Here is a 13,311-nt window from a genome sequence, read left to right on the forward strand (position 1 = left end):
TACATCGGCAACGGCCGACCCCCTGGACCGCGACCCAGGAACCCCGAACCGTCACCGAAGTCCTGATACATCAAGTGTCACCGATCCCCTGATGCAGAACTGTCACCCATGTCTTGAGACATCACAGCCTCCACCCCGATCGACGAGCTCGACGCCGCGGCAACGCTGGCCGCGCTCGAGGACGGGGTGCGGGCCCGGCGCGAGGCCGAGGTCCGCGACCTGCTGCTGGTGGCCCGGTGGGCTGACCTGCAGGGCACCGACCCCGGTGAGGACCCCCGGCCGGACCCGTCGCTGCCGCGGCCGCCCGGTGGCGACCGGCTGGTGCCGGTCGGTGGTGAGGGGACGCCGATGGTCCGCGAGCTCACGCTGTGCGAGCTGGGCATCGCCCGCGGCGTCCACACGTTGGCGGCCCGCAAGGCGGTGGCCGACGTGCTCGACCTGCGTCACCGGCTGCCGCAGACCTGGTCCCTGGTGCTCGACCTCGACGCTGAGCCGTGGCTGGCCCGCAAGGTCGCCACGATGTGCCGCCACCTGCCGGTCGCGGTGGTGGGTGTCGTGGACGCCGCGGTCGCCGACGCGATCCGCACCGAGGCCCCCTCGCGGGTGATGGCGATCGCCGAGGCCAAGGTCATCGAGGCAGACCCCGCCGGCCACGCCGCCCGGATCGCCGCCGAGCGTGAGCGCCGCTACGTCGCCCTCACCCGCCCCGACGCCACCGGGCTGCGGACCATCGTGGCCCGGGTGACCGCCGGCGACGCGGCGTGGATCGACGCCACCGTGGCACGCGTCGCCGAGATCCTCGCCGCCCGGCCCGGCCATGCCGACACCCCTGTCGACGACTTGCGCGCCGAGGCCGCCGGCTGGCTCGCCCGTCCCGCCGAGCTCACCCGGCTCCTCCTCGAGGGAGCCGAGGTCCCTGCCGAGGTCGGCGAGGAGCCCGACCGCGAGGCCCAGGGCCTGGAGCCCGATGACACCCCGTGCCGGGCGCTCGCGTTCCCCGCCGACCTGCTCGACGCCCTGCGCGAGGTGGACCTCGAGAAGCTCCGCCCGCGCTCGGTCCTCTACGTCCACCTCCACGAGGCCGCACTGACCGGGATGGCGCAGAGCGTGGCCCGGGTCGAGGGCCTCGGCCCGCTCGCCCTGGCCCAGCTGGGCGACCTGCTCGGCCACTCCCGCGTCACGGTCAAGCCGGTGCTCGACCTGGCCCACCACCACAGCGTCAACGCCTACGAGCACCCCGAGGCCATCCGGGAGCGGATCCACCTGATCCGCCCCGGCGACGCCTTCCCCCACGCCTCCGCGGTCTCGCGCAACACCGACCTCGACCACCCCGTCGCCTTCGACCCCCATGGGCCTCCCGGGCAGACCTCCTGCCGCACCAGCCAGCCGCTGGGCCGGCGGGGCCACCGCGCCAAGACCCACCTCGGCTACACCGCCACCCCCGCCGCCGCGGGGACCACCATCTGGCGCACCCCCCATGGCCTGCACCGCAGGGTCGACGGGTCCGGCACCCACCACCTCGACCCACCCGACGATCAGGCCGTCACCCACACCGACGACATCGACCGTGTCCTGGAGCTCCTGCTCGGCGCTGCCTGACGCTCTGCCCACGTGCCGGGTTCTAGAGCCTCGCCATCCATGGGTGGTCCGGGGAGACCAGCGACAGTGCATCCGCGAGCCATGAGCTCTGGTCGGCATCCAGGTGAGGCAGGACGGCGAGCAGGCCGGCCTCGTCCTTGGGGCGCGGGTTCTTGCTCTTGTAGAGCAGCTGGACCTCGGGTGCGAGCACCCGTCGGCTCTGGTCCGACGCGGGGCCGTCGAGCTCCCCGACAGCACGCCGGATGCGTGGATCGCGACGGTAGGTCCACTCGCCGTCCGCGACGTCGTCCAGCATCACCTGCAGCGACCAGGCCGATCCCGGAGTGCGGCGGCACCAGATGTCGCGCCCGCGCGGGGAGCACCTCACCCGCGGACCAGGGCCGTAGCGAGCCCGGCGGATCGACGACGTGCAGGTCCCAGCCGGCGAGCGCTGCCTGCAGGGCGAGCTGGGAGTCGCGCGGGACCGTGACATCGGTGTCCTCGTGGACCCGGGTCTGCCGGCCGATGTGGAGGTCGATGGCCCAGCCGCCCGCGATCCACCACGGGTCCCCGAGGTCACCGAGAAGGTCGACGCTCTCCTCGGTCGCCAAGGGTTCCCAGACCCCGCCACTCAGCCGCACTCCCGTGCCTCACCCGCTCATCTCAAGGCACCGTGAGGTAGAACGGCTCCGACCGCTCGCGCAGCGAGCCCGCCCGCGGAAGGAACCTGATGAGCGACCTCGACGCCCTGGCCGACGAGTACTGGCAGCACTACCTCGAGGTCCACCCGACCGCCGGGCACCTGTACGGCTTCACCGAGCACGCCGGCCGATTCGACGACGCCACCCGGGCGGCCGAGGACGCCGACGTGGCTGCGCTGCGGGACTTCGCCCGTCGGGCCGAGGAGATCGACCCGACCGACCTCGACGAGAACGGCCGGCTCACGCGGGCGGTCCTCATCTCCGACGCCACCACCCGGGCCGACATGGTCGAGACGCGGCTGGCGCAGCTCAACGCCGACCCGATCTTCGGCCTCCAGGTGGAGCTGCCGATCGTGGTCGGGATGCTCTCGCTGCCGACCGCCGAGGTGGCCGAGAAGCTCGTCGAGACCTACCGCGGCCTGGGCCGCCACTACCGCGAGCTGGCCGACCGCCTGCGCGAAGGTGTCGAGGCGGGCCGGGCACCCGCCGCCTTCGCTGTGACCGGCACCGTCGAGCAGATCGACTCGATCCTCGCCTCCCCGGTCGAGGAGGACGGGCTGCTCCGCACCGCCGCGCCCCCGGAGGGTCTCGACGTCGATGCCTGGCGCGACCGCCTGAAGGCGGTCATCGAGTCCGACGTCCGGCCCGCGATGGCCCACTACCGCGACGTCCTCCGCGACGAGGTCGCCCCGCACGCCCGGCCGGACGACCGGTGTGGCCTGAGCTCGCTTGCCGACGGCGAGGAGACGTACGCCGCCGCGCTCCGCTACTACACGACCACGACCATGTCGGCGCAGGAGATCCACGACCTCGGCCTGGCGCAGATCGAGAAGCTGGCCGCCGAGTACCGCGCGCTCGGCCCCGAGGTCGTCGGCACCGACGACCTCGCCGCGATCTTCGAGGCGATGCGCACCGACCCGGCGCTGCACTTCGAGCGCGGCGAGGAGCTGGTCGAGCAGTCCGAGGTTGCGATGCAGCGCGCCTGGGACGCAATGCCCGACTGGTTCGAGACCCTCCCGCAGGCGCCCTGCGTCGTCGAGGGCACCACCACGGGTGCCAAGGCGTTCTACTTCCCGCCGTCGCAGGACGGCAGCCGCGGGGGCACGTTCTTCATCAACGTCGACGACCCGGCCTCGTGGGGCACCTTCGAGCTCGAGGCGATGGCGTTCCACGAGGGCATCCCCGGCCACCACCTGCAGCTCGCCATCGCTGCCGAGCTGGCCGGCGTGCCGGAGTTCCGCAAGCACCTCGGCAACGCGGCGTACGCCGAGGGGTGGGGCCTCTACACCGAGCGGCTCGCCGACGAGATGGGGCTCTACAGCGGGCCGGTCGACCGGATGGGCATGTACGCCGCCGACTCGATGCGGGCCTGCCGGCTCGTCGTCGACACCGGCCTGCACGCGCTCGGCTGGAGCCGGCAGCAGGCCGTCGACTTCATGGTGGCGAACTCGCCGCTCACCGAGGCGATGTGCCGGCCCGAGGTGGACCGCTACGTCCTCCACCCCGGCCAGGCCTGCTCCTACATGGTCGGCCGGGTCGAGATCGAGCGGATGCGCACCGAGGCGGAGCAGCGGCAGGGCGACCGGTTCGACGTGCGCCGCTTCCACTCGGCCGTGCTCGATGCCGGTTCGCTGCCGCTGGACGTGCTCGACGAGCGGGTGCGCGCCCGCCTGGCCTGAGGCCCGTCAGCGGAAGACAACCGTGCGGTGCCCGTTGAGCAGCACCCGCGACTGCGAGTGCCACCGCACGGCCCGGGAGAGGACCTGCGCCTCGACGTCGCGACCGGCGGCGACGAGGGAGTCCTGGTCGTGGGTGTGGTCGACGCGGACGACGTCCTGCTCGATGATCGGGCCCTCGTCGAGGTCGCTGGTGACGTAGTGGGCGGTGGCGCCGATCAGCTTCACGCCGCGGTCGTAGGCCTGGTGGTAGGGCTTGGCGCCCTTGAAGCTCGGCAGGAACGAGTGGTGGATGTTGATCGCCCGGCCGGACAGCTCGCGGCAGAGCCCGTCGGAGAGAACCTGCATGTAGCGGGCCAGCACCACGAGGTGGACGTCGTGCTCCTTGACGAGCCGCAGCAGCTCGGCCTCGGCCTCGGGCTTCGTGTCCGGCGTGACCGGGACGTGGTGGAACGGGATGCCGTAGGTCTCCGCGAGCCGCGCCGCGTCGGTGTGGTTGGAGACGATCGCGGGGATGTCGATCTGCAGCGAGCCGGTGGAGGTGCGGAAGAGCAGGTCGTTGAGGCAGTGCAGGTGCTTCGACACCATGATCAGCGTCCGGTACGGCGCCCGCGCGTCCCACAGCTCGAAGTCCATCGCGAACATCTCGGCGACGGCCGCGAACTCCGACCGCAGCTCGTCCGCGTCGACGCCGCCCGACCCCGAGCCCTCGACCGAGAAGTCGATGCGCATGAAGAACTTCCCGGACTGGCGGTCCCCGAACTGCTGGCTCTCCAGGATGTTGCCGCCGTGCCGCACCAGGAAACCCGTGACGGCGTGGACGATCCCGGGCCGGTCGTCGCAGGAGAGGCTGAGCACGAAGTCGCCGGCGGCGACGGGGGTGGGGGACATCGGAAGACCTTAAAGGACTGGACCGCTGTTGCGGCAGGGGGAACCGAGTCTGCGATACGCAACACCGGCTGCGCTACTGTCCCGACATGGGCAACGCGTCCGGCGAGGCCGTCGCCGCCGCGAGCGGCGTGCAGTCGGTCGACCGTGCGCTCACCATTCTCGAGGTCCTGGCCCGGGTCGGTGAGGCAGGGGTCACCGAGATCGCCGACCAGCTCGCGGTCCACAAGTCCACGGCGTTCCGCCTGGTCGCCACGCTCGAGGCCCACCGGCTCGTCGAGCAGACCGGCGACCGCGGCAAGTACCGCCTCGGTGTCGGCGTGCTGCGCCTCGCCGGCGCCACCACCGCGCGGCTCGACCTCGTGCAGGAGGCGCGGCCGGTCTGCCGCCAGCTCGCGTCGGACACCGGCGAGACCGTCAACATCGCCGTCCTGGCGGGCGGCTCTGCGCTCTACCTCGACCAGGTGGCCGGCTCCTCGGCGCTCCAGCCGCACAACTGGGTCGGCCAGCACATCCCGCTCCACGCCACCAGCAACGGCAAGGTGCTGCTGAGCGGTCTGGACCGCAAGGACCTCGACGCGGTGCTGAAGAAGCTGCCCGTGTACACCCCCGCGACCATCACCCGGAAGGCCCAGCTGCGGCTGGAGATCGAGCGCGTCCGCGAGCAGGGTTACGCCGTCGCGGTCGACGAGCTCGAGGTCGGCCTGACGGCCGTGGCAGCGCCGATCCGCAACGTCCACGGGGATGTCGTGGCCTCGATGAGCGTCTCCGGGCCGACGTTCCGGCTCGGTCCCGAGCGCGTCGACGACGTCGTCAAGCTGCTGGTGGAGGCGGCGTCCGAGGTCTCCCACCGGCTCGGCTGGGGTCAACGTTAGGTCACGTACCCGGTCCGGTCCTTGACGCCTGCTGGCGAACCCGGACATTCTCGGAAGTGGCCCACGGTTGCGCGGGGAGCGACTGGGTTGCGAGATGCGCAACGACGGACCTTGTCGAAGGAGTGGAAGCGGGAGTGGCCGAGCTCTACATCGACGGGGAGTGGGTCAGCGCGCGAGCCGGGGGCCGGCGGGAGATCAGGTGCCCCGCGGACGGGTCCCTGGTCGCCGAGGTCGACGAGGGCACCCGCGAGGACGCCGAGGCGGCGATCGCGGCCGCGCACCGGGCCTTCCACGAGGGTGACTGGCCGAGCACGCCCGCCCGCGAGCGCGGCGACCTGCTGCTGCGCGTGGCCGACCTCCTCGAGCGCGACACCGAGAAGGTGGCGCGGATGGAGTCGCTCGACACCGGCAAGCGGATGGTCGAGAGCGAGTACGACATCGCCGACATCGTCTCGGTGTTCCGCCACTACGGCCACGTGGCCGCCGAGGACGCCGGCCGGATGGTCGACACCGGCATGCCCGACGTGGTCAGCCGCATCGTCCACGAGCCCATCGGCGTGTGCGGCCTCATCACGCCCTGGAACTACCCGCTGCTGCAGACCTCCTGGAAGGTCGCGCCCTGCCTCGCGGCCGGCAACACGTTCGTCCTCAAGCCCAGCGAGATCACCCCGCACTCCTCGATCCACCTGATGAAGCTGCTCGAGGAGGCCGGCCTGCCCGCCGGCGTCGGCAACCTCGTGCTCGGCCCGGGCGGCGACGTCGGCGCGCCGCTGTCCGAGGACGGGCGGGTCGACCTGGTCTCCTTCACCGGCGGCATCGACACCGGCAAGCGGATCATGGCGGCAGCGGCCGGGAACGTGAAGAAGATCGCCCTCGAGCTCGGCGGCAAGAACCCCAACGTCGTCTTCGCCGACGCCGACCTCAAGGTCGCGCTCGACTACGCGCTGATGGCCGTCTTCCTCCACTCCGGGCAGGTGTGCTCGGCCGGTGCCCGTCTCGTCGTCGAGGAGTCGATCCACGACGAGTTCGTCGACGCGCTGGTCGACCGCGCCCAGAAGATCCGGATCGGTGGCCCGTTCGACGAGGACGCCGAGACCGGGCCGCTCACCAGCGAGGAGCACCGCACCAAGGTAGAGAAGTACGTCGCCCGCGGCCTCGAGGAGGGCGCCGTGCTGCGCTGCGGCGGCGGCCGCCCCGAGGGCGAGCAGTACGCCGACGGCTACTACTACCTGCCGACGATCCTCGACCGCTGCACCAGCGACATGTCGGTCACCCAGGACGAGTCGTTCGGCCCGGTGCTGACCGTCGAGACCTTCACCGACGAGGCGGAGGCGGTGCGCATCGCCAACGACTCCATCTACGGCCTCGCCGGCGCGGTGTGGACCCAGGACGCGGGCCGGGCGGAGCGGGTCGCCGCCGCGCTGCGGATGGGCACCGTGTGGATCAACGACTACCACCCGTACGTCGCCCAGGCCGAGTGGGGCGGCTACAAGCAGTCCGGCATCGGCCGGGAGCTCGGGCAGGCAGGTCTCGACGAGTATCGCGAGACCAAGCACATCTGGCACAACATCCGGCCCACCGAGCAGCGGTGGTTCAAGGGATAGGAGCACGCATGGGCGCGGACCGGTACGACTACGTCATTGTCGGAGGAGGCTCGGCCGGGTGCGCCCTCGCCAACCGGCTCTCCGTCGACCCGGGCACGCGCGTGCTGGTGCTGGAGGCCGGGCGCTCCGACTACCGGATCGACCCGTTCGTCCACATGCCCGCGGCGCTGCCGATCCCCATCGGCAACCGGTTCTGGGACTGGAAGTACGAGACCGACCCGGAGCCCCACATGAACGGCCGACGCATCTTCCACGCGCGCGGCAAGGTGCTCGGCGGCTCGAGCAGCATCAACGGGATGATCTTCCAGCGCGGCAACCCGATGGACTACGAGCGCTGGGGCGCCGAGCCGGGCATGAAGGAGTGGGACTACCTCCACTGCCTGCCCTACTTCAAGCGGATGGAGACCTGCCTCGCGGGTGCCGACGAGTGGCGCGGCGGTGACGGGCCGCTCAAGCTCGAGCGGGGCCCGGCCGAGAACCCGCTCTTCGGGGCCTTCTTCCAGGCGGCGCAGGAGGCGGGCTACCCGCTCACCGACGACGTCAACGGCTACCGCCAGGAGGGTTTCGCACGGTTCGACCGCAACGTCTACCGCGGCCGCCGCCACTCGGCGGCCCGCGCCTACCTGCACCCGGTCAAGCACCGCAAGAACCTCGACGTCGAGACCTACGCCTTCGTGACCGGGATCCGGTTCCGCGGCCGGCGGGCCGTCGGCGTCGACTACCAGCGGGGCGGCCGGCTGAACCGCAGCGTGGAGGCGAACGAGGTCGTCCTGTGCGGCGGTGCCATCAACACCCCCCAGCTGCTGCAGCTGTCCGGTGTCGGCGACGAGTCGCTGCTGCGGAGGGTCGGCGTCCCGGTGGTCCACCACCTGCCCGGCGTGGGCGAGAACCTCCAGGACCACCTCGAGGTCTACATCCAGTACGCCTCGAAGCTGCCGGTCTCGATCGCCCCCGGCCTGCGCTGGCGGGCCCGGCCCAAGATCGCCTACGACTGGCTGTTCCACCGGTCCGGGCTGGGCGCGACCAACCACTTCGAGGGCGGCGGCTTCTGCCGCAGCAACGACGAGGTGGACTACCCGAACCTGATGTTCCACTTCCTGCCCGTCGCGATCCGGTACGACGGCACCTCGCCCACCAAGGGGCACGGCTACCAGGTGCACATCGGCCCGATGTACGCCGACACCCGCGGCTGGGTGCGGATCAAGTCGCGCGACCCGCGCGAGCACCCGTCGATGCAGTTCAACTACCTGTCGACGCCGACGGACCGCAAGGAGTGGGTGGAGGCGGTCCGGGTGGCCCGCGACATCCTCAACCAGCCGGCGTTCGCGCCGTACAACGACGGCGAGCTCTCGCCCGGCCCGAAGGTCGAGACCGACGACGAGATCCTCGACTGGGTCCGCGAGGACGCCGAGACCGCCCTGCACCCCTCGTGCACGGCCAAGATGGGGACCGACGAGATGGCCGTGGTCGACCCCTCCACGATGAAGGTGCACGGGATGGAGGGGCTGCGCGTCGTCGACGCGTCGGTGTTCCCCTTCGTCACCAACGGCAACATCTACGCCCCGGTGATGATGGTCGCCGAGAAGGCCGCCGACCTGATCCTGGGCAACACCCCGCTTCCGCCCGCCGACGTGCCGTTCTACCGGTACCGCGACGGCGACCCGCTGTATCCCCCGGGAGACCCGCGCAACGATGGCGGCGCCCGCGCCGCCGGTGAGGAGGCGTGATGAGCGCCGTCATCCAGCCCGACGCCCCCCAGGCCCCGTCGACCGCCGAGACGGACGACGCGGCGCTGTCGGTGCGCCACCTGTGGAAGATCTTCGGCAAGGGCGCCGACAAGATCATCGGCTCCCCCGACGAGGACCTCTCGCGGGCGGAGCTCAAGGAGAAGACAGGCTGCGTCGTCGGTGTCCGTGACGTCTCCTTCGACGTCGCCCCCGGCGAGGTCTTCGTGGTCATGGGCCTCTCCGGCTCCGGCAAGTCGACGCTGGTGCGCTGCCTGACCCGGCTCATCGAGCCGACGGCCGGTGACGTCGTCATCGACGGCAACGACGTGACGAGCGCCAGCGAGTCCGAGCTGCGCGACCTGCGACGCAACCACGCCTCGATGGTCTTCCAGCACTTCGGCCTGCTGCCGCACCGCCAGGTGATCGACAACGTCGCCTACGGTCTCGAGGTCCGCGGCGTGCCCAAGAAGGAGCGCCGGGCCAAGGCGGCCGAGGTCGTCGACCTGGTCGGGCTGACCGGGTTCGAGCACTCCTACCCCGACCAGCTGTCGGGCGGCATGCAGCAGCGCGTCGGCCTCGCCCGGGCGCTCGCCGGCGACCCGTCGCTGCTGTTGTTCGACGAGCCGTTCTCCGCGCTCGACCCGCTGATCCGCCGCGACATGCAGAACGAGGTCAAGCGGCTGCACAGCGAGCTCGGCAAGACGATGGTCTTCATCACCCACGACCTCGCCGAGGCGCTCAAGCTCGGCGACCGCATCCTCATCATGCGCGACGGCGCGATCGTCCAGGTCGGGACGCCCGACGAGGTCGTCGCCGCCCCCGCCGACGACTACGTCCGCGACTTCGTCAGCGACGTGCCGCGCTCGCACGTGCTCACGCTCAAGTGGGTGATGCATGCGCCGAACGGCGACACCGCGGACGGACCTCCGCTGCAGGCCGACCAGATCGTCCGCGACGCCGCCCGCGTCGTCCTCGAGCACCACGGGCCGTGCCCGGTTCTCGACGGTGACAAGCTCGTCGGTGTCGTCGACGACGAGGACATCCTGCGGGTGGTGGTGGCGGAGGAGGAGGTCCACGCATGACCGCCACGCTCGCCCAACGGCCCGAGCCGTCGGGGCAGCCCAGCCAGTCGGGCAAGGAACCGCCGCCTCCACCGCAGGTCCCGAAGAGCCTGCCCCGCTGGGCGTGGGCACTGCTCGTCGTCGCTGCGTGGATCGTCGTCTGGACCGTCACCCAGGGCCGGGACACCCTGGCCCGTCCGGTGCGCGAGCGCACCGACCTGATGGAGACCTTCGCCGGCTTCCGTGACGACGTCATCGCCAACCGCGACACCAACCCGGTCATCCAGACGACGTACGCCATCGGCGACGGCTTCGTGTCGGCCATCGACTGGTTCCAGAGGATGGTCTCGGTCGCGAACTTCCCGCGGCCGGTGCCCGAGATCGGCTGGCTGGGCGTGGTCGCCATCGCCGCCTGGATCGGGCTCGCCATCGCGGGCTGGCGGATCTCGCTGCTGATCGCCGCCTCGTTCGTCTCCTTCGGGCTCTTCGGCTACTGGACCGACGCCGTCGACCTGCTCATCATCACCTTCGTCGCGGTCGCGGTGGCGGTGCTGATCGGCATGCCGCTGGCCATCTGGATCGCGAGCAGCAGACGGGCCGAACGTGTGGTCACGGTCTTCCTCGACCTGATGCAGACGATGCCGACCTTCGTCTACCTGCTGCCGGTCGTGCTGTTCTTCGGGATCGGTGCCTCGGGCGCGGTGCTCTGCACGCTGATCTACGCGCTGCCGCCGCTCATCCGGATCGCCGGCCACGGCATCCGCACCGTCTCGCCGAGCACCATCGAGGCGACTGACTCCTCGGGCCAGACGTTCTGGCAGCGGCTGCGGAAGGTCCAGCTGCCGATGGCGCGCCGGACGATCGTGGTGGGCCTCAACCAGACGATCATGGCGGCGCTGGCGATGGCCACGCTGGCGGCGTACGTCAACGGGCCGGGCCTGGGCCAGCCGGTGCTCAACGCGCTGATCCGCATCGACATCGGTGGCGCGTTCGTGCCCGGCGCCCTGATCGTGGTCATGGCGATCATGCTCGACCGCACCGCCACCGCAGCCAGCGAGCGCAGCGAGACCATCGCCCGCGGCGGCGGTGGGAACGCGCGCCAGCGCCAGGTCGTGCTCGCCGCAGCCGGCGCGGCCGCGCTCGTGGCGGTCTACCTGTCGCGCAGCTACCTGTGGGCGGCCGAGTTCCCCGAGAACGGTTCCGGCCGCTGGGTCGCCGACCAGGTCAACTCGTTCGCGGGCTGGGTGGTCGACACCTTCGGTGGCCTCACGGAGGCATTCAAGGACATCGTCACGGTGACCCTGCTGAACCCGCTCGAGGCGCTGCTCGCCGAGTCGCCCTGGTACCTCGCGGCGGCGGCGATCCTGGTGCTCGGCCTGGTGCTGGGCGGGGTCCGGACGCTGGTCCCGACCGTGATCTGCCTGGCCGGCCTGCGCTTCTTCGACCTGTGGAACGACTCGATGGTCACGCTGGCCATGGTCCTGGTGGCCACCCTGATGGTGATGGCCCTGGCGCTGGTCTTCGGCGTCTGGATGGCGCGCAGCGGACGGGCCGACGTGGTGATCCGCCCGTTGCTCGACGCCGGCCAGACCATCCCGCCGTTCGTCTACCTGATCCCGGTGCTCGCACTGTTCGGCCCCAGCCGGTTCACCGCGATCACGGCCGGGATCATCTACGCCGCCCCGGCGGCCATCAAGCTCGTCGCCGACGGCGTGAAGTCCGTGTCGCCCGCGACGATCGAGGCGTCCCGGTCGACCGGCGCCACCACCTGGCAGGAGATCACCAAGGTGCAGCTGCCGATGGCGCGCGGCTCGCTGGTGCTCGCCGCCAACCAGGGCCTGCTGTTCGTGCTGGCGATGGTCGTCATCGGCGGCCTCGTCGGCGCCGGCGCCCTCGGCTACGACGTCGTGCTCGGCTTCTCCCGCTCGGAGGAGTGGGGCCGTGGCGCCGCCGCCGGCATCAGCATCGTCCTGCTCGGGATCATGCTCGACCGCATCATGCGCGCCGCGGCGCACCACCAGCCGAAGCCCCTCGGCAGCCAGCTGCGCCAGATGCGGGCGCGGGCGACCCAGTCGTTGGGGACGGCGCGATGACACACCCGCTCACCGGAGCGACCAGAGCCCCCGGACACCGCAACACCGATGGAGGTAGCAGATGAGGATCACAATCAGCAGGACCGCGCGCGGGGTGGCCGCCACGGCCGTCGCCGCACTGGTGCTGGCCGGGTGTGGCGGTGGCTCGATCGGCGAGCAGACCGCCGAGAACGAGGCCCAGGCCGGCGAGTCCGGGGACTGCGGCGAGCTCAACATGGCCGTCAACCCCTGGGTCGGCTACGAGGCGAGCGCCTACGTCGTCGGCCACGTCGCCTCGGAGCAGCTCGGCTGCAAGGTCAACTACAAGGACCTCAAAGAGGACGTGTCGTGGCAGGGCTTCGGCACGGGCGAGGTCGACGTCGTCATCGAGGACTGGGGCCACCCCGACCTCGAGGCCAAGTTCGTCGCGGACAAGGGCGGTGACGGCAGCGCCACCGACTTCGGCGAGAACGGCAACGTCGGCATCATCGGCTGGTACGTCCCCGGCTGGCTGGCCGAGGAGAACCCGGACATCCTGAACTGGGAGAACCTCGACAAGTACTCCAACGAGTTCGCCACCTCCGAGTCCGGCGGCAAGGGCCAGTTCCTCGGCTCCGACCCGTCGTACGTCCAGTTCGACGAGGCCATCATCGACAACCTCGGACTCGACTACGAGGTCGTCTTCTCCGGTGGTGAGGCCGCGACCATCACGGCCTTCCAGAAGGCGCAGAACAACGAGGACTGGCTGATCGGCTACTTCTGGGAGCCGCAGTACATCCACGCCGAGGTACCGATGGAGAAGGTCGAGCTGCCGCCCTACGAGGAGGGCTGCCAGGAGGACCCGGCCAAGGTCGACTGCGACTACCCGGAGACGCCGCTCAAGAAGTTCGTCTCCACGTCCTGGGTCGAGGAGGGCGGTCCCGGCGTCGAGCTGGTCCGCAACTTCTCGTGGACCAACGACGACCAGAACCTCGTCGCGAAGTACATCACCGCTGACGGCATGTCCCCCGAGGACGCCGCCGCCAAGTGGGTGGCCGACAACCAGGACGTCGTCGACGGCTGGCTCGGCTGAGAGCTCACCCTCACGTGCCCGGCCGGGGCCATTGACTTCCCGGCCGGGCACGGGTGA

The 13,311-nt window shown here is 71.1% G+C and carries 10 protein-coding genes and 1 pseudogene; 8 read left to right on the forward strand and 3 right to left on the reverse strand.

The features are described 5' to 3' along the window. Positions 1 to 186 precede the first annotated feature (186 nt). Positions 187 to 1,599, forward strand: coding sequence for a hypothetical protein (locus ACFP2E_RS02235; protein ID WP_378522237.1), 1,413 nt, complete (start codon positions 187 to 189; stop codon positions 1,597 to 1,599). Between the two features lie 22 nt (positions 1,600 to 1,621). Here the strand turns inward: ACFP2E_RS02235 and ACFP2E_RS02240 are convergent, their stop codons facing one another. Together ACFP2E_RS02240 and ACFP2E_RS02245 are read right to left on the reverse strand one after the other, a co-directional pair. Further along, positions 1,622 to 1,894, reverse strand: a complete 273-nt coding sequence (locus ACFP2E_RS02240) for a hypothetical protein (protein ID WP_378522513.1) — start codon at positions 1,892 to 1,894, stop codon at positions 1,622 to 1,624. A 187-nt stretch (positions 1,895 to 2,081) separates the two neighbouring features. After that, positions 2,082 to 2,219: pseudogene (locus tag ACFP2E_RS02245) on the reverse strand (nucleotidyltransferase domain-containing protein); the annotation flags it as partial. 89 nt (positions 2,220 to 2,308) lie between these two features. On the opposite strand from ACFP2E_RS02245, the gene ACFP2E_RS02250 reads away from it, so the two are divergent. Continuing rightward, the gene (locus tag ACFP2E_RS02250; RefSeq protein ID WP_378522238.1) at positions 2,309 to 3,958 is read left to right on the forward strand and encodes a DUF885 domain-containing protein; all 1,650 of its coding nucleotides are present in this window, start codon (positions 2,309 to 2,311) and stop codon (positions 3,956 to 3,958) included. A gap of 6 nt (positions 3,959 to 3,964) precedes the next feature. Here the strand turns inward: ACFP2E_RS02250 and purU are convergent, their stop codons facing one another. Next, complete coding sequence (purU, locus tag ACFP2E_RS02255; RefSeq protein ID WP_378522239.1) at positions 3,965 to 4,846, reverse strand: formyltetrahydrofolate deformylase; 882 nt, start codon at positions 4,844 to 4,846, stop codon at positions 3,965 to 3,967. An 86-nt stretch (positions 4,847 to 4,932) separates the two neighbouring features. Here purU and ACFP2E_RS02260 point away from each other — a divergent pair, with 86 nt between their 5' ends. The 6 genes from ACFP2E_RS02260 (at position 4,933) to ACFP2E_RS02285 (ending at position 13,254) form a co-directional block, all read left to right on the forward strand. Further along, positions 4,933 to 5,718 carry an IclR family transcriptional regulator gene (locus tag ACFP2E_RS02260; protein ID WP_378522240.1) on the forward strand — a complete coding sequence of 262 codons (786 nt, stop codon included), beginning with the start codon at positions 4,933 to 4,935 and terminating at the stop codon, positions 5,716 to 5,718. Between the two features lie 134 nt (positions 5,719 to 5,852). After that, on the forward strand, positions 5,853 to 7,322 hold the full coding sequence (locus ACFP2E_RS02265; RefSeq protein ID WP_378522241.1) for an aldehyde dehydrogenase family protein: 1,470 nt from the start codon (positions 5,853 to 5,855) through the stop codon (positions 7,320 to 7,322). Positions 7,323 to 7,330: 8 nt separating this feature from the next. Beyond that, positions 7,331 to 9,049 (forward strand): choline dehydrogenase, encoded by a 1,719-nt coding sequence (betA, locus tag ACFP2E_RS02270; protein ID WP_378522242.1) that lies wholly within the window; start codon positions 7,331 to 7,333, stop codon positions 9,047 to 9,049. Next, complete coding sequence (locus tag ACFP2E_RS02275; RefSeq protein ID WP_378522243.1) at positions 9,049 to 10,131, forward strand: glycine betaine/L-proline ABC transporter ATP-binding protein; 1,083 nt, start codon at positions 9,049 to 9,051, stop codon at positions 10,129 to 10,131. The genes betA and ACFP2E_RS02275 overlap by 1 nt, the downstream gene beginning before the upstream one ends. Further along, entirely contained in the window at positions 10,128 to 12,203 is a 2,076-nt protein-coding gene (locus tag ACFP2E_RS02280; protein WP_378522244.1) for an ABC transporter permease, read from the forward strand. The genes ACFP2E_RS02275 and ACFP2E_RS02280 overlap by 4 nt, the downstream gene beginning before the upstream one ends. A 61-nt stretch (positions 12,204 to 12,264) precedes the next feature. Then, positions 12,265 to 13,254 carry an ABC transporter substrate-binding protein gene (locus ACFP2E_RS02285; protein WP_378522245.1) on the forward strand — a complete coding sequence of 330 codons (990 nt, stop codon included), beginning with the start codon at positions 12,265 to 12,267 and terminating at the stop codon, positions 13,252 to 13,254. Positions 13,255 to 13,311: the final 57 nt, after the last annotated feature.

It is taken from the genome of Nocardioides sp. GCM10027114, assembly GCF_042659625.1.
Lineage (GTDB): Bacteria > Actinomycetota > Actinomycetes > Propionibacteriales > Nocardioidaceae > Nocardioides.